The sequence below is a fragment of the Polynucleobacter sp. GWA2_45_21 genome, from assembly GCF_001830325.1.
Classification (GTDB): Bacteria; Pseudomonadota; Gammaproteobacteria; order Burkholderiales; family Burkholderiaceae; genus Polynucleobacter.
The window spans coordinates 228,360-253,588 of record NZ_MHZG01000002.1 but is presented as its reverse complement, the minus strand read 5'-3'; the positions used below and the strand labels follow the sequence as shown (position 1 = coordinate 253,588).

At 46.4% G+C, this 25,229-nt stretch carries 25 protein-coding genes and 1 tRNA gene; 1 reads left to right on the top strand and 25 read right to left on the bottom strand.

Annotated elements, in window-relative coordinates:
- Window positions 1-29 precede the first annotated feature (29 nt).
- The 22 genes from A2X74_RS05135 to rpsO all read right to left on the bottom strand — a co-directional run bounded on the left by A2X74_RS05135 (window position 30) and on the right by rpsO (window position 20,993).
- Window positions 30-557: a DUF1178 family protein gene (locus A2X74_RS05135; protein ID WP_293626147.1), complete on the bottom strand. Its 528-nt coding sequence runs from the start codon at window positions 555-557 to the stop codon at window positions 30-32.
- Between the two features lie 61 nt (window positions 558-618).
- Complete coding sequence (locus A2X74_RS05130) at window positions 619-1,221, bottom strand: NUDIX hydrolase (RefSeq protein ID WP_293626145.1); 603 nt, start codon at window positions 1,219-1,221, stop codon at window positions 619-621.
- 105 nt (window positions 1,222-1,326) lie between these two features.
- Window positions 1,327-2,832 carry an NADH-quinone oxidoreductase subunit NuoN gene (gene nuoN / locus A2X74_RS05125; RefSeq protein ID WP_293626143.1) on the bottom strand — a complete coding sequence of 502 codons (1,506 nt, stop codon included), beginning with the start codon at window positions 2,830-2,832 and terminating at the stop codon, window positions 1,327-1,329.
- A gap of 10 nt (window positions 2,833-2,842) precedes the next feature.
- Window positions 2,843-4,309 (bottom strand): NADH-quinone oxidoreductase subunit M, encoded by a 1,467-nt coding sequence (locus tag A2X74_RS05120; RefSeq protein WP_293626141.1) that lies wholly within the window; start codon window positions 4,307-4,309, stop codon window positions 2,843-2,845.
- Between the two features lie 24 nt (window positions 4,310-4,333).
- A complete protein-coding gene (gene nuoL, locus A2X74_RS05115) occupies window positions 4,334-6,394 on the bottom strand; it encodes an NADH-quinone oxidoreductase subunit L (protein WP_293626139.1) in 2,061 nt (686 codons plus the stop codon).
- 2 nt (window positions 6,395-6,396) lie between these two features.
- Window positions 6,397-6,705, bottom strand: coding sequence for an NADH-quinone oxidoreductase subunit NuoK (gene nuoK, locus A2X74_RS05110; RefSeq protein WP_114652695.1), 309 nt, complete (start codon window positions 6,703-6,705; stop codon window positions 6,397-6,399).
- The gene (locus tag A2X74_RS05105) at window positions 6,702-7,349 is read right to left on the bottom strand and encodes an NADH-quinone oxidoreductase subunit J (RefSeq protein ID WP_293626137.1); all 648 of its coding nucleotides are present in this window, start codon (window positions 7,347-7,349) and stop codon (window positions 6,702-6,704) included. Before A2X74_RS05105 ends, nuoK begins: the two co-directional genes overlap by 4 nt.
- Window positions 7,350-7,370: 21 nt before the next feature.
- Window positions 7,371-7,862, bottom strand: a complete 492-nt coding sequence (gene nuoI, locus A2X74_RS05100; protein ID WP_215303350.1) for an NADH-quinone oxidoreductase subunit NuoI — start codon at window positions 7,860-7,862, stop codon at window positions 7,371-7,373.
- 11 nt (window positions 7,863-7,873) lie between these two features.
- Window positions 7,874-8,947, bottom strand: a complete 1,074-nt coding sequence (nuoH, locus tag A2X74_RS05095) for an NADH-quinone oxidoreductase subunit NuoH (RefSeq protein ID WP_293626135.1) — start codon at window positions 8,945-8,947, stop codon at window positions 7,874-7,876.
- Window positions 8,948-8,955: 8 nt separating this feature from the next.
- Complete coding sequence (gene nuoG / locus A2X74_RS05090) at window positions 8,956-11,271, bottom strand: NADH-quinone oxidoreductase subunit NuoG (RefSeq protein ID WP_293626133.1); 2,316 nt, start codon at window positions 11,269-11,271, stop codon at window positions 8,956-8,958.
- 31 nt (window positions 11,272-11,302) lie between these two features.
- Window positions 11,303-12,601 carry an NADH-quinone oxidoreductase subunit NuoF gene (gene nuoF / locus A2X74_RS05085; RefSeq protein WP_293626131.1) on the bottom strand — a complete coding sequence of 433 codons (1,299 nt, stop codon included), beginning with the start codon at window positions 12,599-12,601 and terminating at the stop codon, window positions 11,303-11,305.
- On the bottom strand, window positions 12,598-13,104 hold the full coding sequence (nuoE, locus tag A2X74_RS05080; protein ID WP_293626129.1) for an NADH-quinone oxidoreductase subunit NuoE: 507 nt from the start codon (window positions 13,102-13,104) through the stop codon (window positions 12,598-12,600). The genes nuoF and nuoE overlap by 4 nt, the downstream gene beginning before the upstream one ends.
- A gap of 23 nt (window positions 13,105-13,127) precedes the next feature.
- The gene (locus A2X74_RS05075; protein WP_293626127.1) at window positions 13,128-14,381 is read right to left on the bottom strand and encodes an NADH-quinone oxidoreductase subunit D; all 1,254 of its coding nucleotides are present in this window, start codon (window positions 14,379-14,381) and stop codon (window positions 13,128-13,130) included.
- A 3-nt stretch (window positions 14,382-14,384) separates the two neighbouring features.
- Entirely contained in the window at window positions 14,385-14,984 is a 600-nt protein-coding gene (locus A2X74_RS05070) for an NADH-quinone oxidoreductase subunit C (RefSeq protein WP_293626125.1), read from the bottom strand.
- A gap of 3 nt (window positions 14,985-14,987) precedes the next feature.
- Entirely contained in the window at window positions 14,988-15,470 is a 483-nt protein-coding gene (locus tag A2X74_RS05065; protein WP_293626123.1) for an NADH-quinone oxidoreductase subunit B, read from the bottom strand.
- A gap of 5 nt (window positions 15,471-15,475) precedes the next feature.
- Entirely contained in the window at window positions 15,476-15,835 is a 360-nt protein-coding gene (locus A2X74_RS05060) for an NADH-quinone oxidoreductase subunit A (RefSeq protein WP_011902892.1), read from the bottom strand.
- Between the two features lie 109 nt (window positions 15,836-15,944).
- A tRNA-Leu gene (locus A2X74_RS05055) sits at window positions 15,945-16,029 on the bottom strand.
- A gap of 85 nt (window positions 16,030-16,114) precedes the next feature.
- A complete protein-coding gene (gene secG / locus A2X74_RS05050; RefSeq protein ID WP_215303330.1) occupies window positions 16,115-16,462 on the bottom strand; it encodes a preprotein translocase subunit SecG in 348 nt (115 codons plus the stop codon).
- A 22-nt stretch (window positions 16,463-16,484) separates the two neighbouring features.
- The gene (tpiA, locus tag A2X74_RS05045; protein ID WP_293626120.1) at window positions 16,485-17,243 is read right to left on the bottom strand and encodes a triose-phosphate isomerase; all 759 of its coding nucleotides are present in this window, start codon (window positions 17,241-17,243) and stop codon (window positions 16,485-16,487) included.
- 17 nt (window positions 17,244-17,260) lie between these two features.
- A complete protein-coding gene (locus A2X74_RS05040) occupies window positions 17,261-18,259 on the bottom strand; it encodes an NAD(P)H-quinone oxidoreductase (RefSeq protein WP_015420918.1) in 999 nt (332 codons plus the stop codon).
- A 25-nt stretch (window positions 18,260-18,284) separates the two neighbouring features.
- Window positions 18,285-20,453 (bottom strand): polyribonucleotide nucleotidyltransferase, encoded by a 2,169-nt coding sequence (pnp, locus tag A2X74_RS05035; RefSeq protein ID WP_293626118.1) that lies wholly within the window; start codon window positions 20,451-20,453, stop codon window positions 18,285-18,287.
- Window positions 20,454-20,723: 270 nt separating this feature from the next.
- Window positions 20,724-20,993: a 30S ribosomal protein S15 gene (rpsO, locus tag A2X74_RS05030; RefSeq protein WP_015420915.1), complete on the bottom strand. Its 270-nt coding sequence runs from the start codon at window positions 20,991-20,993 to the stop codon at window positions 20,724-20,726.
- A gap of 212 nt (window positions 20,994-21,205) precedes the next feature.
- Between rpsO and A2X74_RS05025 the strand changes: the two genes are divergently transcribed.
- Window positions 21,206-21,808, top strand: a complete 603-nt coding sequence (locus A2X74_RS05025) for a YSC84-related protein (RefSeq protein ID WP_293626117.1) — start codon at window positions 21,206-21,208, stop codon at window positions 21,806-21,808.
- Window positions 21,809-21,851: 43 nt separating this feature from the next.
- Here the strand turns inward: A2X74_RS05025 and A2X74_RS05020 are convergent, their stop codons facing one another.
- The 3 genes from A2X74_RS05020 to A2X74_RS05010 all read right to left on the bottom strand — a co-directional run bounded on the left by A2X74_RS05020 (window position 21,852) and on the right by A2X74_RS05010 (window position 25,170).
- Window positions 21,852-23,399, bottom strand: coding sequence for a 2-isopropylmalate synthase (locus A2X74_RS05020; RefSeq protein ID WP_215387643.1), 1,548 nt, complete (start codon window positions 23,397-23,399; stop codon window positions 21,852-21,854).
- Between the two features lie 232 nt (window positions 23,400-23,631).
- A complete protein-coding gene (gene pssA / locus A2X74_RS05015; protein ID WP_293626116.1) occupies window positions 23,632-24,495 on the bottom strand; it encodes a CDP-diacylglycerol--serine O-phosphatidyltransferase in 864 nt (287 codons plus the stop codon).
- A 27-nt stretch (window positions 24,496-24,522) separates the two neighbouring features.
- Window positions 24,523-25,170 (bottom strand): phosphatidylserine decarboxylase, encoded by a 648-nt coding sequence (locus A2X74_RS05010; RefSeq protein ID WP_293626115.1) that lies wholly within the window; start codon window positions 25,168-25,170, stop codon window positions 24,523-24,525.
- Between the last annotated feature and the right edge of the window lie 59 nt (window positions 25,171-25,229).

Below are 25,229 nucleotides of genomic sequence, written 5' to 3'. Positions count from 1 at the left end.
CAAGTATAGGGGAATTGGGGTGAGGCTGGCTACTGCAACGTGTTTTTAAAGGCAGGTAGCATGGGCATTGCCATGACCTCAATTCCTTCGTCACGCAAAGCCTCAGCTTCATCTAGAGTGGTTTGACCACGAATACTCCGCTCAGGAGATTCCTTATAGTGAATTTTGCGAGCCTCTTCTGCAAACGAGCTACCAACATCCTCAGAACGCCCCATCAACTCACGCATACCCTTTAAAAAGGCGGCCTGGACTTGTGCCTCTAATTGAGAATGATCACTTCCAGTCAGGGCCACAACGTCACCAGTGAGGCCGCCACTGACACCAGAGTGATCGGTTGTCGCAGGACTGGCAACAGTCAGCTCGGTTGAAGTTGAGACATCTTTGCTAGAGCTTGATTTAGCAATATGTGGAGCCGATGGCATCCTGGTAATCTCAGTACTATCGCAAATAGGACACGCAAGCATTCCCTTGTCCTGCTGGGCAAGGCAATCCTCCTCAGAGGCAAACCATCCCTCAAAGCGATGATCTAGTGGGCAAGCGAGGTTATAAACTTTCATAAGACCTATATAGGGGCAAAAGTACTAAATTCAATAGCCCTATTTTAATAGGATTATGAAATTACCCCGCTATAGGCTTAGGGCTCACAAGACCACGACGATAACGATCCAGCCAGTACGTTGCAATTGTCGTCTTCACGTCTGTAACTTCACCCTGCTCCACCCACTCCAATAATTGCTCTAGAGGAGCGGCAAATACATCTAAAAACTCTTCATCATCTAGATGGCTTTTTCCAGATACCAAACCTTCAGCGAGATAGATGTCAATAAATTCTGTCGAGTAGGAGATGACTGGATGAATGCGACGGATAAAACTCCACTTAGTAGCCGAATAACCCGTCTCTTCTTCCAACTCTCTCTGGGCACACAGCAATCGATCTTCACCAATCTCCAACTTTCCAGCAGGGATTTCAATGCAAGCTTTTGCAATTGGGTAGCGATATTGGCGCTCCATCAGCACCCTGCCATCATCCAGGATAGCCAAAATAGCAACTGCTCCAGGATGTGTCAGGTATTCACGGACTGCTTGATTGCCATCGGGCAAGCTCACTTGATCGCGCTTCATATTCAAAAAGATGCCGCCGTAAATATCCTCACCAGATAAGCGCTCCTCTCTCAAATGGGCATCCCCAATTGGCAAGTCTTTAAAGGATTTTTCACTCATAGCAGGTCTTTCGTCAATTGAATATCCATCATACAAAATCTAGATGACAAAAAAGAGAAAGGCCCCTATTCGGAGCCTTCATCAAAATCAGTTTGAGTTGCTTGACTATGAGCCCAACAAAGTGCGGCGCATTGCATCGAGGCAAACAGCCATCAGTCCCGCTGGAAAGATACCTAGAGCCAAAACGAAAATTGCATTCAAACTCAAAAGTCCGCGAGCAAAGCCAGATCCAGAAAACTCCTCAGCATGCTCTTCTTTTGGCTCATCGAAATACATCACCTTAACTACTCTGAGGTAGTAGAAAGCACCAATCAATGAGGCAATCACAGCAATGATGGCTAAGAATGTGTGTCCACCATCTACCAAGGCTTCAAGTACACCCAACTTAGCAGCAAAACCTACTGTCGGCGGAATACCGGCCAAAGAGAACATCATTACCAGGCCAATAAAGGCAAACCATGGATGGCGTTTATTCAAGCCCTTGAGATCATCAATGGTTTCGCAATCATGGCCCTTGCGCGACAACATCATTAAGAGGCCGAAGCTACCTAATGTAGTTAGTACATAAGTGATCACATAGAACATGGATGCACCAAAAGCATGGTCATCAAATACAGATAACATGCCCAGCAATACAAAACCCATTTGAGCAATAGCCGAATAAGCCAGCATGCGCTTCATATTAGTTTGCGCAATAGCGGTGATGTTACCCACTACCAAGGACAGAACCGCCAACAAGACCAGCATTGGCTGCCAATCACCCATCAAGGGCAATAAAGTATTTACTAAAAGACGGAATAACAGAGCAAATGCAGCGATCTTTGGGGCTGCGGCAATCATCAAGGTCACTGCTGTTGGTGCGCCTTGATACACATCTGGTACCCACATATGGAATGGCACAACACCTAACTTGAAAGCCAAACCAGAAACAATAAATACCAAACCAAAAGCCATCACCAAATGATTAACGCGTGGATCAGCAACTGTTCTGAAGATTTCAATTAAATCAAGTGAGCCGGTTACGCCATAAAGCATAGACATACCGTAGAGCAAGAAACCAGAAGCCAATGCACCCAGAATAAAGTACTTAATGGCAGCCTCTACACTCTTCTCACTACTATGACGCATAGCTACCAAGGCATAAGTAGGCAAAGCCATTAACTCAAGACCTAAATAAAGAGTTAATAGATTGGCGCCAGAGATCAGAATGCACTGCCCCAACAAGGCCAATAAAGCCAAAACAATAAAGTCTGGGCGGAATAGTGCACGATCACTAAGGTATTGCTTTGAATACACCAAACTCACTAACACGGCACCGCATGAGCATGCCTTAAGAAGATTGGAAATGGGGTCTGATTGAAACAAACCATTCATGGCAACAACAGATGGATCAGCCATCCGCGCCAGAAAATCAAAAACCAGATAGACCAGCAAGATAATCGTAAAGAAGTAGACGAAACCAACTCCACGCGGCGTATGGAAAATATCGTGCTCTACGCCGGGTGTAGATGGCTGGCGCTCCGGTACATAAACGCTAGCTACCAATAGTAGGCAGGTAGCTACAAGTAAAACAAGTTCCGGCAGGATGGCGAATAGATCAAATTCTTGCATTAGCTTGTACTCAGAGTTTGCTTACAGCAACGTGCTGCAGCAGATTAATCACAGACGGATGAATGATGTCGGTAAACGGCTTTGGATAAACACCCATTCCGATTACGCAGATGGACAGTACTGTCATCATGAAATACTCACGCGCATTGAGATCTTTTAATTCCTCAACATGCTTATTGGTGATTGCGCCAAAGAAAACGCGCTTCACCATCCACAAGGAATATGCAGCGCCTAGTATCAAAGCGGTTGCAGCCAAGATACCAATTACAAAGTCGTAATCTACGGCAGCCAAAATCACCATGAACTCACCCACGAAACCAGAGGTAGCTGGCAAACCGCAGTTCGCCATTGCCATCAAGACCGCAAATGCAGTGAATGCAGGCATACGGTGAACCACACCACCGTAATCCGCGATTTGGCGGGTATGCATACGGTCATACAACACACCAATTGAGAGGAACATGGCACCAGCAACGAAGCCATGAGAAATCATCTGCACAATACCGCCCTCAATACCCAACGGGCTAAAGAGGAAGAAACCGAGAGTCACAAAGCCCATGTGTGCCACTGATGAGTAGGCCACCAACTTCTTCATGTCTTTTTGAACTAAGGCTACGGCGCCAACATAAATCACAGCCACTAAAGATAAGAAGATCACAAATGGACCAAGATATTGACTTGCATCTGGGGCGATTGGCAATGAGAAACGCAGGAAGCCATAAGCACCCAGCTTCAACATAATTGCCGCCAATACCACCGAACCACCTGTTGGCGCTTCAACGTGAACGTCTGGCAACCAAGTATGCAAAGGCCACATTGGCACCTTCACAGCAAATGCCATGAAGAAGGCAAAGAACAAGAGGATTTGCTCAACGATATCGAGGCGAGCATTGTGCCAAGCCAAGATTTCAAAGGTATTTGTCACGTTGTACAAGTACAGCATGGCAATCAAAGTGAGTAATGAGCCAAGCAAGGTGTACAAGAAGAACTTAAATGCGGCGTAGATGCGGTTATGACCACCCCACACACCAATGATGATGTACATTGGAATTAAGGTTGCCTCAAAGAATACATAGAACAACAAGGCATCTAAAGCAGCGAAGACGCCAATCATTAATCCAGACAAGATTAAGAAAGAAGCCATGTACTGCGAAACCTTCTTGTCAATCACTTCCCATGCAGCAATCACTACAAAAATATTAATGAATGCTGTTAGAACAATGAACCAGACAGAGATACCGTCAATACCGAGGTGATAGTTGATGTCATAGCGAGGGATCCAACTGATCTTTTCTACAAACTGCATGCCAGGATTGGCAATATCAAAATGAATAATCAGCGGGAGGGTAGCAATAAAGCCCAGCACAGCACCAAAGAGAGCCAACCAGCGAACGCCGGCCGTCGGTCTCTCTGAACCGTAGAACAAAATAATGATGCCGAAGAAAATCGGAATCCAGATGGCGTAAGAAAGAATCATGATGGCTACTTAAGTAACAAAGGCCTAGCGAACAAAAGGCAGGTAAGCGTACAAAACCCAAGCTAGCAATACCGCCAAGCCTGCAATCATTGCAAAGGCATAGTGATAGAGATAACCGGATTGCAAATGGCGGATCACTGCAGAAAAGCGCCCTACTGCATGCGCGCTACCGTTAACCAAGAAGCCGTCAATAGCCTGTTGATCGCCACGATGCCATAAGACACCACCGATCCACAGTAAGCCTTTAGAAAACACTGCTTGGTTTAAATCATCGAGATAGTATTTGTTATCCAAGAGCTTCTTGATTGGTGCAAATGCTTGCGCAACCACGCCAGGCAACTTTGGTGCCCAGAGATAACCAATCGCAGCAGTCAGAACGCCAAGAACAACGAGCAGCAAGACTGGTGAAGTCAAAGAATGCATTGCCATCGCGATCGGGCCATGGAACTCTTCAGCCAGTTCTTTCATCGCTGGATGCTTACCGATATCCACAAAGATTGAATCGCCGAAATAAGTGCCAAACAGCAAAGGCGTAATCGTGTAGTAGCCAATAATCACTGAAGGAATCGCCAACAGAATTAAAGGTAGAGTCACAACAAATGGTGACTCATGCGGTTTTTGACCTGGAGCCAAACCATGATGCGCATGATCATCGCCCTGCTCTGCATGATCATGGTGGTGATCATGTGCGTGAGCATCAGCATGTCCCCAATGCGCCTTACCGTGGAATACATAGAAGTATAGACGGAAGGAATACAGAGCTGTTACAAATACGCTAGCCATCACTGCGAAGTAAGCAAAGCCAGAGCCAGGAATGTGGCTGGCAGCTACCGCTTCGATGATGGAATCTTTGGAATAAAAGCCAGAGAAGAATGGCGTACCAATCAACGCCAGGTTACCCAATAACATCATTAGGCAAGTGATTGGCATGTACTTCCAGAGCCCGCCCATCTTGCGCATATCTTGCTCGTGGTGCATACCCAAAATCACGCTTCCCGCTGCAAGGAACAAAAGCGCCTTAAAGAATGCATGCGTCATCAAATGGAAGATGGCGATTGGGTAAGCAGATACACCCAAGGCAACAGTCATGTAACCCAATTGTGAGAGTGTTGAATAGGCAATCACCCGCTTAATATCGGTTTGAACAATGCCCAAGAAGCCCATGAAGAGCGCAGTGATCGACCCGATTACCAAGATGAAGCTCAATGCAGCATCAGATAACTCAAATAGGGGTGACATGCGGGACACCATAAAGATGCCGGCCGTCACCATCGTTGCAGCGTGAATCAATGCTGAAATTGGAGTTGGACCTTCCATTGAATCTGGCAGCCAAACGTGCAATGGGAACTGAGCTGACTTACCCATCGCGCCGATAAATAAGCAGATACAAGCGACAGTCACCAAATTCCAACTAGTACCAGGCAATGTTTGCGCAGCCAATGCATTATTTTGAGCAAAAATAACGTCGTATTGCATAGAGCCAGTGCTTGCCAATAGCAAGCCAATACCCAGGATGAAGCCGAAGTCACCAACACGGTTAACCAGGAAGGCCTTCATATTGGCAAATACAGCAGATTGACGCTCGTAGTAGAAGCCAATCAACAAGTAAGAAACCACACCCACTGCTTCCCAGCTGAAGAAGAGTTGCAAGAGGTTGTTACTCATCACCAACATCAACATAGCGAAGGTAAAGAGTGAGATGTATGAGAAGAAGCGGTTATAGCCCTCCTCACCCTTCATATAACCAATGGTGTAAATGTGAACCATCAAAGAAACAAAGGTCACTACACACATCATGGTCGCTGTCAGCGGGTCAATTAAGAAGCCAATATCAAGATTGAGCTCGCCCAATTGCATCCAGCGGTAGACGGTACCATTGAAATAAAAGCCATCCATTACCTGCACTAAGACAAAGCAAGACAGAACAAAAGCGACCATCACACCGAGAATGGTGACAAACTGGCAAGCGCCGTTTCCGATGCGATTACCGCCTAATTTAGTACCAAAGAATCCTGCAATAGCTGAGCCAAATAATGGCGCCAGTGGAATTGCGCAGAGAACAGGAAGAGTTAAGGTAAATTGCATGACTAGCCTTTTAAGTGGTCAAGGTTATCTGCATCAATGGTGTCTACCTTACGGAAAAGCACAACAAGGATTGCTAAACCAATTGCCGCCTCAGCAGCAGCCACAGTCAAAATAAAGAATACGAATACCTGACCAGCCATGTCACCCAAATAATGGGAGAAGGCTACAAAGTTCATGTTTACCGAGAGAAGCATTAATTCAATTGCCATTAAAAGCACAATGACATTCTTACGGTTCAAGAAGATACCAATGACGCTAGTCGCAAATAAGATTGCGCCAAGCACTAAATAGTGGGCTAAGGTAATAGTCATTTCTTCTCTCCGCGAGCATCCTGCTTGGCGGCCATATCAGAGTCCATCTTCACGATACGCATGCGATCAGCAGAATTCACGTTCACTTGCTCATGAATATTCTGGGACTTGGAATCTTTGCGGTTACGCAGGGTCAGAGCAACAGCGGCAATGATGGCTACCAAGAGAATGACGCCAGCAACTTCGAAAGCATAAACATAATCAACAAAGATCAACATACCCAAAGCTTGGGTATTTCCCATACCCATTTCTTCAAGCATCGGCTGTACTGGAGCGCTTGTACCGATAAAGCTGCGAATCAAGACAATAGACAGCTCTAAGACGATGACCGCACCCATTAAGAAAGCTACGGGTAAGAACTTCTTGAAATCACGACGTAAATGCTCCAGATCAAGATCCATCATCATGACCACAAACAAGAAGAGCACCATCACAGCGCCAACGTAAACAAGAATGAGAGCCAAACTTAAGAACTCTGCTTTCAGAAGCATCCATAGACCAGATGCGCAGAAGAAAGCGAGAACTAAGAACAGAGCCGCATGTACGGGATTGCGTGCAGTAATCACGCGCAATGCTGAAATCACCAAGAGCCCAGCAAAGGCATAAAAGAAGACTGCGAAGAGTGTAGAAGTATCGAATGTCATATGTCGTTGTGCTCTATTCGATTAACGATAAGGCGCATCAGCTGCGCGGTTAGCGGCAATATCTTTTTCATACTTATCGCCTACAGCCAAAAGCATTTCTTTAGTGAAATACAAATCTCCACGCTTATCACCGAAATACTCAAAAATATTTGTTTCAACAATAGCGTCTACTGGGCAAGCTTCTTCGCAAAAGCCACAGAAAATGCACTTAGTTAAATCAATGTCATAACGGCTGGTGCGACGAGTACCATCATCACGCTCAGCAGTTTCAATCGTGATTGCGTATGCAGGACATACTGCCTCACATAATTTGCAACCAATACAACGCTCTTCCCCATTTTCATAACGGCGTAAAGCATGCAAACCGCGGAAGCGCACAGACTGTGGAGTCTTCTCTTCTGGATATTGAACAGTAATTTTTGGCTTAAAGAGATAGCGACCGGTAATCGACATACCAGTCAAAATATCTTTGAGCATCAAGCTATCGAGGAATTGGGAAATTTTCTTAAACATGATTGATCAACTTATTTCCAAATATTCCATGGGGATACAACCCAGGCGCCAACGACAACCACCCAGAATACGCAGATGGGAATAAAGATCTTCCAACCCAAACGCATGATTTGGTCATAGCGATAGCGTGGCAATGTGGCACGCAACCAGATGACGCAGGACAAGAGGAAGAAGGTTTTAGCAAATAACCAGAAGAAGCCTGGGATATCACGCAGAATTGGCAAATCCACAATAGGTAACCAACCGCCCAAGAACATCGTTGCAGACAATGCAGCAATCAAGATCATGTTGGCATATTCAGCCAAGAAGAACATTGCAAAAGCCATACCGGAGTACTCAACCATATGGCCTGCAACAATCTCGGACTCACCCTCAACCACGTCAAATGGATGGCGATTGGTTTCAGCTACACCAGAGATAAAGTAGATCACGAACATTGGGAGCAATGGCAACCAATTCCAAGAGAGGAAGTTCAATCCCATACCGGCAAAGTAGCCCTGCTCTTGAGAGGCAACGATGCTACTCAGATTCAAGGAGCCTGAAGTCAGCAATACTGTGACCAATGCAAAACCCATCGCAATTTCGTAAGAAATCATTTGCGCTGAAGCACGCATTGCACCAAGGAAAGGATATTTAGAGTTAGATGACCAACCCGCCAAGATCACACCATAAACACCAATAGATGAGATTGCCATTACGTACAGCAAGCCTGCATTGACGTCTGCCAAGACCATTTTGGCCTGGAATGGAATTACCGCCCAAGCGGCAAAAGCCGGCATGATCACCATTACTGGTGCAATGAAATACAAAACCTTGCTAGAGCGAGTGGGAGAAATAATCTCCTTCATAAGCAACTTCAAAGCATCAGCAATAGGTTGTAGCAAACCTAATGGGCCAACACGGTTTGGTCCGAGTCGGATATGCATCCAGCCGATTAACTTACGCTCCCAAAGAGTCATATAAGCAACAGCACCAAACATCGGCAGCACGATGATCACGATACGCACCAAAGCCCAAACTAATGGCCATAGTGAGCCAAAGATGGCCTCACCTTGGGTGGTTATGAGGTTCAAGAAATTATCCATCTCGTCCCTTATGCCTTGCTAACAGTTACAGGACCGAACATCGATCCCAATTTAGCGCTAGCCATAGTGCCCGCAGAAATTCTGACAGCACCCTGAGCTAAATTCGCTTCCAATGTGGCCGGCAAATCTACGGACTGACCATCTTGAGTCACTCGCACAGCATCACCCTCTTTCAAGCCCAGCTCATTAAAGAGCGCTTGACCTAATCCAACTTGATTACCGCGCTTAGCATCGCGCGTTAACTGCAATGCTGATGAACGGCGGACGATTTGGTCGCCGGCGTAAATACCAACATCAGATAAACGCTCTAAACCTGCTGCTACAGCAGCGTTTCCGTTAGTCAATCCGCTTGCAGTAGATTGATTTGATAACTTAGTGCAATAGTTTTCACCAAGCGCTTCACCCAATACCTCTTCAGGCATGTTGTACAGGAAGCCATCTAAATTCAATAAACCACCTAAAACGCGCAAAACTTTCCATGCTGGACGAGAATCACCCAACGGTTTTACCGCGGGCTGAATCGTTTGTGCACGACCTTCTGAATTAACAAAAGTAGAAACCGTCTCTGTGAATGTAGAGATCGGCAGAATGACATCGGCTACCTCTAGGAGGTCAGCACTCTTATATGCACTCAAGGCAATCACTGTATTGGCTTTAGCCAAAGCAGCACGCGCTTGTGTAGGATTTGGCAAGTCAGCGTCTGGCTCGATATTCATCAAGATGACAGCACGACGATCACCAGAAAGCACTGATTCAACACCAACACCATTGGCATTGACCAAGCTAGCACCAACAGCATTACCACCAACCGGTAAGAAGCCTAAAGTAGCACCAGTTTGCTCGGCAATGAATTGCGCCAAGACATGTAAGTCAGATGCTTGAGGATGCGCAATTGCAGCAGAACCTAGCAATACTGAAGTAGACGTGCCAGACAGCAAGCTATCCGCAATTTTTTGTGCAGTAGCAGAAACTGTTAAGTTCGGTGTACCCGCTGGAGCAGTAGCAGATTTTGCTTTAGCCACCGCCAAAGCAACTTCAGTCAATGTGTTAACCCATGCGCTTGGAGCAGCAGCAATACCAGTAGCAGGAATCAACCAATCATCGCCACCCGCATCAATACGTGAAACTTGCAGGCCACGCTTGGCTGCAGTACGTAAACGTGCAGCAATCAATGGCTGCTCTTTACGTAAGAAGCTACCGATTACCAAAACACGATCAAGCTCACTGACTTTAGAAATCGGCATGCCTAACCATGGGGCAGAAGCAGCACCTTTCACATCAGTTTGACGTAAACGAGTCTCAACTTGCTTAGAACCCAAACCGCGAACCATTTTTTGGAGCAAGAACAACTCTTCAGTACTGGAGATTGGATGGGCTAAAGCAGCAACTGCTTCAGGACCGCTCTCAGCAGAAATCGTTTTGAGTGAATGGGCAACGTAATCTAGTGCGGATTGCCAGTCAGTCTCTAACCACTGACCGCCCTGCTTCACCATTGGTGTAGTTATGCGATCTGCACTATTGAGACCTTCATAAGCAAAACGATCACGGTCACTAATCCAGCACTCATTAATTGCATCATTCTCCAAAGCAACAACGCGCATCACTTTGTTAGCTTTTGTTTGAATAGTCGTGTTCGCACCAAGACTGTCATGCGGACTTACAGAACGCTTGCGACCCAATTCCCAAGTACGCGCAGCGTAGCGGAAAGGCTTGCTGGTTAATGCACCTACTGGGCACAAATCAATCATGTTTCCAGATAGCTCTGAATCAATGGTTTGACCTGCAAAAGTCGTGATTTCAGAATGCTCGCCACGGTTGACCATACCCAATTCCATGACGCCGGCAACTTCTTGGCCAAAACGTACGCAACGGGTGCAGTGAATACAACGCGTCATCTCTTGCATGGAGATGAGTGGGCCTACATTCTTATGGAATACAACACGCTTGTCTTCTTCGTAGCGTGAATTCGATTTACCGTAACCCACCGCTAAATCTTGTAATTGGCACTCACCACCTTGATCGCAAATTGGGCAATCTAAAGGATGGTTGATGAGCAGGAACTCCATTACAGAACGCTGAGCTTCAACTGCTTTAGCGGAATGGGTAAATACCTTCATGCCCTGCGTTACTGGTGTTGCGCAAGCTGGCAATGGCTTTGGCGCCTTCTCTACTTCTACCAAACACATACGGCAGTTAGCAGCGATAGATAATTTCTTGTGATAGCAGAAGTGAGGAATATAAGTACCGAGCTTGTTCGCGGCGTGCATCACCATCGAACCTTGCGGAACTTCTACTGCCTTACCATCTAATTCGATTTCAACCATGCTCACTTTAAGATGTCCCGTGCTCAATGTCTTATAAAGGTTTTGCAGAATCTAAGCAGCGCTTATGTTCTACGTGATACGCAAATTCATTCATGTAATGCTTCAACATGCCACGAACCGGCATAGCAGCCGCATCACCTAGAGCGCAAATTGTGCGACCCTGAATGTTTGCTGCTACATCGTTTAATAAATCCAAATCTTCTGGACGACCTTCGCCATGCTCAATACGATGAACGATGCGCCATAACCAGCCAGTACCCTCACGACATGGGGTGCACTGACCGCAAGATTCTTCGTGATAGAAATAAGACAGACGCTCTAAGGCGCGAACCATGCAGCGGGTTTCATTCATCACAATCACAGCACCAGATCCCAACATCGAACCTGCTTTGGCAATGCTGTCGTAATCCATCGTGAGAGTCATCATCTCGGCACCAGGAATCACTGGGGAAGAAGATCCACCAGGAATAACTGCCTTCAGTGGAATGCCGTCACGCATACCGCCAGCAAGCTTTAATAAATCAGCAAACGGGGTACCCAATGGAATCTCGTAATTGCCTGGATAAGTAACATCGCCGGAGATAGAGAAAATCTTTGTGCCACCGTTATTTGGCTTACCCAACTCTAAATACGCTTGGCCGCCGATTGCCATGATGAATGGCACAGCAGCAAAAGTTTCAGTGTTATTGATCGTGGTTGGCTTGCCATACAGACCAAAGCTTGCAGGGAATGGTGGTTTAAAGCGAGGCTGACCCTTCTTACCTTCAAGTGACTCTAAAAGCGCAGTCTCTTCACCGCAGATATATGCACCCCAACCTGGGGCAGCATGCAATTGGAAGTTGAAATCGCTACCCATGATCTTGTCGCCAAGATATCCAGCAGCACGGGCTTCTTCAAGCGCCTCTTCGAAACGGGAATAGACTTCCCAAATTTCGCCGTGGATATAGTTGTAACCCACAGTGATGCCCATAGTGTAGGCACCAATAATCATGCCCTCAATCAAGGCATGTGGGTTGTAACGCATGATGTCGCGGTCTTTAAATGTACCTGGCTCACCTTCGTCACTATTACAAACTAAATATTTTTGGCCAGGGAATTGACGGGGCATAAAGCTCCATTTCAACCCTGTTGGGAAGCCTGCGCCTCCACGACCACGTAAGGATGATGCTTTTAATTCTGCAATGATCGCATCCGGTGCGACTTTGTCATTAATAATGCGACGCAGCTGTTGATATCCGCCACGGCTTTCGTAATCTTTTAAACGCCAGTTCTCACCATTCAATCCAGCAAGGATCAAAGGCTTAATGTGTCTATCGTGCAAGCTGGTCATGCTGCTTTCCCTTCTGCACGGAGCTCATTTAATAGAGCGTCAATCTTTTCTTTACTCATGAAGCTACACATACGCTTGTTATTCACCAGCATTACTGGAGAGTCTCCACAAGCCCCCATGCACTCGCCCTCTTTCAAGGTGAATGTGCCACAAGGAGTTGTCTCGTTATAGCCGATGCCTAATGTTTCTTTTAAATACGTTGCAGCAGTTTCACCATGAGTTAACTGGCAAGGTAGATTTGTGCAAATCACTAATTTGTACTTACCAATCGGCTTGGTGTCATACATGTTGTAAAAAGTAGCTACCTCATCCACCGCAATGGTAGGCATTTCTAAAATCTGGGCAACTGTTTCAATTACCTCAGGTGACACCCAACCTACCTCAGTTTGAGCAGCAATTAAGGAAGCCATCACAGCAGATTGCTTTTGCTCTGGAGGGTATTTCGCGACATTGCGTGCAATGTCTGCGAGCGTTTTGTCAGATAGTTGAAGAGTTGTTGTCATGAATTCATCCTTGGCGCGCTGTATTAGCGGTCAATCTCCCCGAATACGATATCTTGGGTACCAATAATGGTTACGGCATCGGCCAACATGTGGCCACGTGACATCTCATCCATTGCGGACAAATGTACGAATCCTGGCGCACGAATTTTCATACGGTATGGTTTATTGGCGCCATCAGAAATCAAATAGATACCAAACTCACCTTTTGGATGCTCAACCGCAGAGTAAGCCTCTCCATCAGGAACGTGCATACCTTCAGTAAAGAGTTTGAAATGGTGAATCAACTCTTCCATATTGGTCTTCATATCTACGCGCTTTGGCGGAGATACTTTATGGTTGTCACTCATGACGGGACCATCATTTGCCTTGAGCCAAGCCACGCACTGCTTAATGATGCGATTAGATTGACGCATTTCTTCCATGCGCACTAAATAGCGGTCATAAGAGTCACCATTTACGCCAACCGGAATATCAAAGTCGAGTTTGTCGTAAGTTTCGTAAGGTTGCTTTTTACGTAAGTCCCACTCAATACCAGAACCACGCAACATCGGACCAGTGAAGCCGAGCTGCAAAGCGCGCTCAGGTGAAACAACGCCAATACCTACTAAACGTTGCTTCCAAATACGGTTATCCGTTAAGAGATTGCAATACTCATCTACGTTGGCATCAAAACCATTTGAGAACTGCTCAATGAAGTCGAGCAAAGTACCGCTACGGTTTTCATTCAAACGCTTAATTGCAGACGCACTACGAATCTTTGACTTAGAGTATTGCGCCATCTGCGTTGGCAGGTCGCGATAAACACCACCTGGACGATAGTAAGCAGCATGCATACGAGCGCCTGAAACGGCTTCGTACATATCAAAAATATCTTCACGATCGCGGAAGGCGTACAAGAACACAGCCATGGCACCAACGTCTAAGCCATGACAGCCAATCCACAAGAGGTGATTGAGCAAACGGGTTAATTCGTCATACATCACGCGAATGTATTGCGCACGCAAAGGCACATCTACTTGCAGCAATTTTTCGATCGCCATCACGTAAGCATGCTCGTTAGACATCATTGATACGTAATCCAGACGATCCATGTAAGGAACGTTCTGAATCCAGGTACGTGTCTCTGCTAATTTTTCTGTAGCGCGATGCAATAAACCAATGTGCGGATCAGCACGCTGAATTACCTCACCATCAAGCTCTAACACTAGACGCAATACGCCGTGTGCCGCAGGATGCTGAGGGCCAAAATTGAGGGTGTAGTTCTTAATTTGTGCCATGACTTAAACCGGACCTCCGTACTGCTCTTCGCGCACGATACGCGGTGTAATTTCACGCGCTTCAATCGTGACAGGCTGATACACCACACGCTTTAACTCTGGGTCATAGCGCATTTCTACGTTTCCAGAGATTGGGAAATCTTTTCTAAATGGATGACCGATGAAACCGTAATCAGTCAAGATACGGCGTAAGTCTTCATGACCATCAAACAAGATACCGTAGAGGTCAAATGCTTCACGTTCAAACCAGTTAGCAGCAGCCCAAACTGGGGTTAATGAAGCAACAATCGGGTAAGCATCTTCCGGAGCAAATACACGGACGCGTAAACGCCAGTTATGGGCAATGGACAAGAGATGTGAGACAACGCCAAAGCGCTGACCGCCCCACTGTCCTTCGCGGTAGTCTTGATAATCTACACCGCATAAATCAATCAATTGCTCAAAAGCCAAGGAAGGGTCGTCGCGCAATAATATGGCGGATTCAAAATAAGTATCTGCATTTACAACAACAGTAACTTCACCCAAAGCGATTTCAATTGACTGAGCGCGCTTACCTAAAACTTTTTCTAGATTGGCGGCGAGTTGAACTAAACGATCTGACATGATTTAAGCCTTCCGCGCAATCGTGCTAGTACGAGCGATCTTGGATTGCAACTGAATGATTCCGTAAATCAACGCTTCTGCAGTTGGAGGGCAACCAGGAACATAAATATCCACTGGCACGATACGGTCACAACCGCGAACTACTGAATACGAGTTATGGTAATAACCACCACCATTGGCACAAGAACCCATGGAGAGTACCCAGCGTGGCTCAGGCATTTGGTCATAGACCTTTCGCAGCGCTGGGGCCATCTTGTTACATAAGGTGCCAGCCACAATCATCAAGTCGGATTGACGTGGAGATGGGCGGAAAACCACACCAAATCGATCTAAGTCGTAACGGGATGCGCCCGCATGCATCATTTCTACAGCGCAGCAAGCAAGACCAAAAGTCATTGGCCATAGAGAGCCGTTACGCGTCCAGTTAATTAACTGGTCTGCAGTAGTGGTAACAAATCCTTCTTTGAGAACGCCTTCTAATGCCATATCGATCACTCCCAGTCGAGAGCGCCCTTTTTCCAGATGTACACAAAGCCCACAATGAATTCCAATAAGAAAATCACCATGGAAGCGTAGCCAAACCAGCCAATGTCACGCAAAGCCACACCCCACGGGAATAGGAAGGCAGTTTCTAAGTCAAATAAGATAAATAGGATGGCGATAAGGTAGTAGCGCACGTCAAATTTCATACGCGCATCTTCGAAGGCCTCAAAACCACACTCATATGGAGACAGTTTTTCAGCGTCTGGCTTCGAAGGAGCCAAAATTTTTCCGAGGAACATGGGGACTAAACCCACCCCAATACCTACGAGGATGAAAAGCAGAACGGGAAAGTAGTTAGCGAGATTCAAAATGGCCCTAAGTCGTTCGTCTGGTAAGTCCTAATTAGCTACAAATTATCAATTATTCCGGTATACAAAACCTTGATTTACAGCATAAACCCCTACAAATTCTACAATTTGGTGCCGACGGCGAGACTCGAACTCGCACAGCCTAAGCCACTACCCCCTCAAGATAGCGTGTCTACCAATTTCACCACGTCGGCATCTTGTAAAACCCATCAATTCTACTGCATTGCACCACTGAGTTACCCCAAAATAGGGGTGCTGAGTGCTTAAAACCTACTTTTTTTACTTTGGAACAGCCGGCTTAGTCGGATCCTGGGCTGGAGCAGCTGGCGCTGGGGCTGGAGCCACAACCGGCGCTACTGTGCCAGACAAAATTCCAGGGCTAACTTCCTTTTTATTGCCAATCCAAGTAATGCCTAAAGTGCAGACAAAAAAGACTGCCGCAAAAATAGCAGTTGTGTGGGATAGGAAATTGGCTGAACCACTGGCGCCAAACAAGCTACCTGAGGATCCAGAACCAAAAGCAGCTCCCATATCAGCGCCCTTACCTTGCTGCAACAACACCAGCAAGATCACAGCCAAAGCTGAAATTACCTGCAAAACGATCAATAAAGTCTTAAACCATTCCATGGCTTATCTCCAAATAAAAAAACTAGGCCTGACAAATGGCCAGAAAATCTTGTGGGTTCAATGAAGCACCCCCAATCAATCCGCCATCAATATCCGGCATTGCAAACAGTTCAACGGCATTATCAGGTTTAACACTGCCGCCATACAAAATTCCCACGTGGGAAGCTACGTCCTCATCGAACTCCGCTAACTGCAAGCGGATTGCGCGATGCATATCTTGGGCCGTCTGAGCGCTTGCCACCTTACCTGTGCCAATAGCCCAAATAGGCTCATAAGCAATCAGGCAGTCAGCCAAACGGTCTTGCAAAATAGCGACTTGCTTTGAGATTTGACCTCGCACTACCTCAACCTCACGACCAGAGTTACGCTCATCAGCAGACTCACCGACACAAATTACTGGGATCATGCCGTTGTCGAGTACCTGAAGGGCTTTCTCAGCAACCTGTTCATCCACCTCGTGGTGATATTGGCGACGCTCAGAGTGGCCAACAATCACATAAGCGCAATTCAACTCTTTCAGCATAGAAGCAGCAACTTCGCCTGTATACGCACCGTCAGCATAAGCCGATACATCCTGAGCACCTAAGCTTAAAAAAGCCAACGAACAATCACGAATTAAATCACCGCACTGCGCTAAGTAAGGAGCAGGAACGCACACCGCATACTTGCGACCTGCCGGCATTCCCTGCTCCATGCTACGGCAAACGGTCTTGACCCAGTCTGCATTGCTTGCAAGACTGCCGTTCATTTTCCAGTTACCGATAACAGTGAGTGGGCGCATTAAATCTAGCTCAATACTTAAACAGTTAAGACAATCTTGCCAACGTGCTCAGAAGACTCCATCAAACGATGGGCGTCAGCAGCTTGATCCAAGGTAAATGTTTTATAAATCACTGGCTTCAACTTGCCTGCATCTAGCAAAGGCCAGATACGTGCATGTAGCTGCTGAGTAATTTGCTTCTTAAATGACACTGGACGTGGGCGCAAAGTAGAACCAGTAATGGTTAAACGACGACGCAAAATTTGTCCGGTATTTACTTCAGCCTTTGATCCGCCCATGATCGCAATAATCACAATGCGGCCATCATCAGCCAAACAATCAATTTCTTTTTGTACGTAGGTACCAGTGACCATGTCGAGCACTACATTGACACCTTTGCCGTCTGTAGCTTTTTTTACTTCTTCTACAAAATCTTGTGTCTTGTAATTGATCGCCAAGTCTGCACCTAAAGCAACGCAAGCAGCGCACTTCTCATCAGTACCGGCAGTCACAAATACTTTATGACCTAAAGCCTTAGCAATCAAAATAGCAGTCACACCAATACCGCTGGAGCCACCTTGCACGAGCAAAGTCTCACCTTCAGATAACTCGCCACGCATGAAGACGTTGCTCCACACAGTGTAAAAAGTTTCAGGCAATGAGGCTGCTTCTTGATCGGTAAATCCTTTTGGATAAGGCAAGCATTGTGCAATGGGAGCGGTACACAATTCTGCGTAACCACCGCCTTGCACAAGCGCACAAACCTTATCACCAACCTTGAGGCCAAACAGATTATCAGCGTGAGCTAAGTCACCGCCGACAATCTCGCCAGCCACTTCAAGACCAGGAATATCTGATGCGCCTGCTGGAACTGGGTAATGACCTTTACGTTGCAAAACGTCCGGGCGATTAATCCCAGCAGCAATTACCTTAATCAAAATCTCACCCGTACCAGCAGCCGGAGCCACTGGATCAGGACGAGTGGCAGCAACCAACATTTCTGGTGCACCAAATTCTTTGATTTCCATTACGCGCATATGAACTCCCGCTCGCTTACTTTACTTAAGCAGTTTCGCCAGATGCAGGAGCCGCTTCAGCAGCAGCCTCGGTTGCGCCAGCTAAAGGAGCAATCGTGCCACCCTCATCTGCCATTGCAGCCTTGAGAGACAAACGCAAACGACCGCGCTCATCAGCAGCCAACAACTTCACGCGAACTACTTGGCCTTCTGCTAAATAGTCTTTAACTTCTTTTACACGCTCATTAGAGATTTCAGAGATGTGCAAGAGGCCGTCTTTACCCGGAAGAATATTTACCAAAGCACCGAACTCGAGCAACTTCACAACTGGGCCTTCGTAGATCTTGCCCACTTCAGCTTCAGCAGTAATGCCTTCGATACGTGCTTTTGCTTCAGCCATACCTTCAGCAGAAGTAGAAGCAATCGTTACAGTACCGTCATCTTTAATGTCGATGCTGCAACCAGTTTCTTTAGTTAAGGCTTGAATTGTTGCGCCGCCCTTACCGATTACTTCACGAATCTTGTCTGGATGAATCTTGAAAGAAACCATACGTGGAGCATGTGCAGACAATTCAGTGCGAACTGAACCCATTGCTTCTTGCATCTTGCTCAAAATGTGCAAACGGCCTTCTTTAGCTTGAGCCAATGCAACTTGCATAATTTCTTTAGTAATACCTTGAACTTTAATGTCCATCTGAAGTGCAGTAATACCGTTTGCAGTACCAGCCACTTTGAAGTCCATATCGCCTAAGTGATCTTCGTCACCCAAGATGTCTGTCAACACAGCGAAACGATTGCCATCCAAAATCAAGCCCATTGCTACACCAGCAACGTGTGCTTTAACTGGAACGCCAGCATCCATCATGGCTAAACAGCCGCCGCAAACGGAAGCCATTGAAGATGAGCCATTGGACTCAGTGATTTCTGAAACCACACGAATGCTATATGCAAAATCTTCTGCGCTTGGCAATACTGGAATCAAAGCACGTTTAGCCAAACGACCGTGACCAATTTCACGACGCTTAGGGCTACCTACACGACCTGTTTCGCCAGTTGCGAACGGAGGCATGTTGTAGTGGAACATGAAGCGATCACGGTACTCGCCTTCGAGCGCGTCAATGATCTGCTCATCACGTGCAGTACCTAAAGTAGCTACTACGAGAGCCTGTGTTTCACCACGGGTAAACAATGCTGAACCGTGTGTGCGTGGCAATACACCATTGCGAATCTCGATCGGACGAACAGTGCGTGTGTCACGACCATCGATACGTGGCTCGCCATTCAAAATCTGGCTACGAACAATCTTCGCTTCAATTTCAAACAGGATGTCGTTAACAGCAACAGCATCAACATCACCCTCTTCGGATAACTTAGCCATTACTTCTTTAGTAATTTCTTTAAGCTTGTCTGAACGAGCACCCTTTTGACGAATCTGATAAGCCTCGCGCAATGGCGCTTCAGCCAATGCAGTGACCTTAGCAATGAATGGCTCATCTTTAGGTGCGGCAGTCCAATCCCACTCTGGCTTGCCAGCTTCGCGCACTAAATCATTAATTGCGTTGATCGCAGTTTGCATTTGGTCATGACCGTATACAACCGCACCTAACATGATCTCTTCTGACAACTGATTGGCTTCTGACTCAACCATCAATACAGCAGCTTGTGTACCAGCAACAATCAAATCCATCTCACTGGTAGCTTGCTCTGTACGAGTTGGGTTCAAGAGGTATTGACCGTTAGCGTAACCAACACGTGCTGCGCCAACTGGGCCAGCAAATGGAATGCCTGAAACTGCCAAAGCTGCAGAAGCAGCGATCAGCGCAGGAATATCAGCAGGCACATCTGGGTTGATAGACAACACATGCACTACTACCTGAACTTCGTTTAAGAAGCCTTCTGGAAACAATGGACGCAATGGACGATCGATCAAGCGGGAGATCAATGTCTCGCCTTCTGATGGACGACCTTCACGGCGGAAGAAGCCACCAGGAATTTTTCCTGCGGCGTAAGTTTTTTCGAGGTAATCAACAGTCAATGGGAAAAATGACTGGCCTGGCTTAGCTGATTTAGAAGCAACTACTGTGCCCATTACTACTGTGTCATCAACGTTAACGATGACAGCACCACCAGATTGGCGAGCGATCTCGCCTGTTTCCATAGTGACTTGATGGTTACCCCATTGAAACGTTTTTACTACTTTTTTAAACATCGTCATTCTGATCTTCTCCAAATTGTTCACGTAAAAGCCACATGGTTTTTACGCTTGTCGTGGGATAAAGCAGTGTCACGACAACACTGGAGCGATTAAAGATCACAAGGGATGCCATTCCAGGGAGGCACTGAATTCTTTAACTCAGAAACTCATTGGAATGACACGATCCCCTACACAAATAATCTTGAAGCGCTCAAAAAACATGCCATCTGCTTAAGACTGATTCCGTTAAGAAACAACCCTAAGATAGATGGCATTGCATACCGATAAGAATTACTTGCGGAGACCTAATTTCTCGATCAATGCGCGATAGCGACCCAAATCCTTGCCCTTGAGGTAATCCAAGAGGCGGCGGCGGCGTGAAACCATCTTCAACAAACCACGACGGCTGTGATGATCTTTAGCGTTAGCTTTGAAATGGGGGGTTAATTCATTGATGCGGGCTGTAAGCAATGAAACTTGAACTTCAGGGCTACCCGTATCGTTTGCGCTGCGCGCGTTTTCTTTGACGATTTCCGCCGTTTTAATATCAGCAACTGCCATTTTCATACTCCTAACTTGCGAACACCTGAGCTTTCACCCAATTTGTGTCGTGCATTTATTAATCAAATAAAACAAAAAAGCTTTAAAAATCAAAGCCCTCGAATTGTAGCAGAGAGAAGCCAAAAAATGAGGGCTCTCCCCCTAATAACTTGCTATTCTCTAGGAATCCTTTGAGTAGAAAATACCTAAATAATCAATAAAATCAATAACTTATGAAAATTAATCGCCTCACTACCCCTATATTTACCCTGGTTTTGAGTGCTTTTTGCCTCAATAACAGTGCTTTTGCCCAATTTTCTAATCCTTTTGCATCTCAAAAGACGGTTTCTCAGCAACGGGAAGACATTCTTAAATCGAGCAATGACACCCTCAAGGCGCTATACCAAGTTCAGCCCAAGGCAAAAGAGGTCATTGAAAAATCAATTGGCTATGCCACCTTTAGCAACTTTGGTATGAAGATCTTGATTGCGGGTGGCGGAACGGGCAGCGGCGTCGTTGTCCAAAAAGATGGGATTAAGCCGATTTATATGAATATGGCCGAAGTGCAAGCAGGCCTGGGCATTGGAATTAAATCCTTCCAGAATATCTTTGTATTCCAGACAGAGGCAGCCTTAAATGACTTCGTAAATTCTGGATGGACCTTTGGTGGTCAAGTGACTGCTGCCGCCAAATACGAGACTAGCGGTAGCGCTTACCAGGGCGCAACAACAGTAGCGCCTAGCGTATTAATGTATCAACTAACAGACTCAGGCCTTGCCGCTGAAATCACCGGCAAGGGCACCAAGTACTACAAGAGCACAGACCTCAATAAATAAGAAGGGTTCATCAATCAGATGCTGCAGATGATGCTTGAAATTCTTAAGGCGTCATCTGTGCATTGAGTTTAGCTTGGCTAGGATCATGCAATTTATTCAGTGCAGATAAGTAGGCTTTCGCTGATGCAGCAATAATGTCGGGATCAGTCCCAACGCCATTGACGATGCGACCGCCCTTAGCCAAACGCACAGTCACTTCACCCTGAGATTGCGTACCCGAAGTGATTGCATTGACTGAGTAAAGCAATTGCTCTGCCCCACTCTTCACAATCTCTTCAATCGCATTCAAGCTAGCATCAACCGGGCCATTACCTTCTGCCTCAGAGCTTGTCTCTTTATCGCCAACCCGGAAGGTGACCTTAGATTTTGGTCGCTCACCTGTTTCAGAATGCTGACTCAAAGAGATAAATTTATAAAACTCACCCTCTTCCGCTGCAGCAGAATCCGACATAATGGCAATAATATCTTCATCAAAAATTTCTGATTTTTGATCAGCCAATGTTTTAAAGCGCACAAATGCTTCATTCAAATCCGCTTCAGCCTCAATCGCAATACCTAACTCTTGTAAGCGCTGTTTGAATGCATTGCGGCCCGACAACTTGCCAAGCACAATCTTGTTAGCAGACCAACCCACATCTTCTGCGCGCATGATTTCATAGGTATCGCGATTCTTCAAGATGCCATCTTGGTGGATGCCGGAAGTATGTGCAAAAGCATTGGCGCCAACAACTGCCTTGTTTGGCTGAACAACAAAACCAGTAATTTGTGATACTAATTTAGAAGCTGGAACGATCTGAGTAGCATCAATGCCGCACACCATATCAAAGTAATCTTTGCGAGTACGCAAAGCCATTACGATCTCTTCCAAGGCCGTATTACCAGCACGCTCGCCCAAGCCATTAATCGTGCACTCAATTTGACGCGCGCCACCAATCTTCACGCCAGCCAATGAATTAGCAACAGCCATACCTAAGTCATTGTGGCAATGTACGGACCAGACCGCTTTATCTGAATTGGGGACACGGGTACGCAGAGTCTTCATGAATTCGCCATATAACTCTGGTGTGGCATAGCCTACGGTATCGGGGATATTGATGGTGGTTGCACCTTCATTAATCACCGCCTCCACCACTCTGCACAAGAAATCCATTTCTGAGCGATAGCCATCTTCGGCTGAGAACTCAATATCTTCAGCCAAGTTTCTGGCGAAGCGAATGGAGCGCTTCGCTTGCTCCAACACTTCCTCTGGAGACATCCGCAATTTCACCGCCATATGCAATGGGCTGGTTGCCAAGAATGCGTGAATGCGTTTTGCATTGGCAGCCTTCAAAGCATCCGCTGCGCGCGTAATGTCTTTGTCGTTAGCACGTGCGAGTGAGCATACGATGGAATCTTTTACTGCAGCAGCCACTGCAGAGATCGCCTGGAAGTCGCCCTCTGAGCTCGCAGCAAACCCAGCCTCGATCACATCAACCTTGAGACGCTCTAACTGGCGAGCAATACGTACCTTTTCGTCCTTCGTCATTGAGGCACCTGGTGATTGCTCACCATCACGTAAGGTGGTATCAAAAATGATTACTTTGTCGCTCATCACTACTCTCCGGTTCAGTATTACTTAATGGTGTTTATTACTTCATTACGAATCTAAAAACAAAAACCCCAGCAATTTGCTGGGGCTGGTATGCGGTGGTTAATGAATTACTTTAATCTCATTAACTCAGGCCTTACCTGCCCCAAGCTGTAAGCTTAGTGCCAGTAGAAGAAGGCTAGATAAAAGTGAGAAATTCATCAACATGGATTAAATATAACCTAAAAATCCGGTTTTAGCTAAAACGGCGACCGCTCACCCGTTCCCATGCCCAAATGACATAACCTGAAATGGAATACACAACAAAAAGGCCGAATAGAGTTAATGGAGGATTCGAGGAGATCAAGACGAAGGTCAAAATCATTAAGACCATCACGCCAAATGGAACCCGGTAACGAACATCCAAGGCTTTGCCGCTATAAAAACGGGCGTTAGACACCATTGTCAAACCGGCATAAACGGCCAAGAAGAAAGTAATCCATGGAATGGCGCTATCGCGGACAGGGATCTTATTGTCATCGGCCAGCCAAATAAAACCCGCCATCAACGCACCAGCAGCTGGACTAGGCAATCCCTGGAAGAATTTCTTATCCACAACACCAGTATTGACGTTAAAACGGGCTAAGCGCAAAGCGGCACCGGCGCAATAGGTAAAAGCAGCCAACCAACCCCACTTACCTAAATCTTTCAGAGCCCACTCATAAGCCACCAATGCTGGGGCCACGCCAAATGACACCATGTCAGCTAGAGAGTCATACTGCTCTCCAAAAGCACTTTGAGTATTCGTCATGCGCGCAACGCGACCATCCATGCCATCCAGAACTAAAGATGCGAAGATGGCAATGGCTGCTATCTCAAAGTGGTGGTTCATCGCATTAACGATGGCAAAGAAACCGCAGAACAAAGCAGCAGTTGTAAATGCATTAGGAAGTAAGTAGATACCTTTGCTGCGTTTACGCGGCTTATCCGCATGCAACGCTTCTACCTCGAAATCAACTTCATCCCCAAGATCCTCTGCCCACTCATCTTGAGTGCGATCGGTGCGGGTACGCGCCAAGCGACTACGGTCAATGCGGCCACGACGACGAAATGTACTCAAAGAATATTCCCAGTTAAAAGGACTTAATTAATCTAAGCCGGGTACGCGCGCTAAAGCGGTGTTAGTAGCAAAAACTTTATCACCCACGCTGACCAAAGGCTCAGCTGTTAAGGGTAAATATACATCGACACGGGAGCCAAAGCGAATAAAGCCGTAACGCTCACCTGCCTTGAGTCTATCGCCAACATGGATGTAACAAAGAATACGACGAGCGATGAGGCCTGCAACCTGAACCAAAGTCACGATTTGACCGTTGGCATCAATCACTACGGCATTGCGCTCATTTTCTGTAGAGGCTTTGTCTAAGTCCGCATTCACAAACTTGCCAGGAAAATACTGAATCTCTTTTACCAAACCGTTAACTGCGCTACGGTTGGAGTGAACGTTAAATACGTTCATAAAAACACTAATCTTCAAAGCTTCACGACCAGCGTAAGGATCGTTCGCTACTTCAACCACAACGATACGACCATCGGCTGGAGATAACACTAAGTCACGACCGATAGCAGCGATACGCTGCGGATCGCGGAAGAACTGCAGAACAAAGATAAAAATGATCCACAAAGGCCATGACCATGCAATACCACCTAAATAGTGGACTAGCAAAGTGACAGCCCCCACTAATGCCAAATACGGCCAACCTTCTTTCGCAATAATGGGGTGCGGATACATCATCTTTGTTCTGAGCCTTTTCAGTTACAGCTATTAGTTTCTAACTACTTATTACTTTGTTC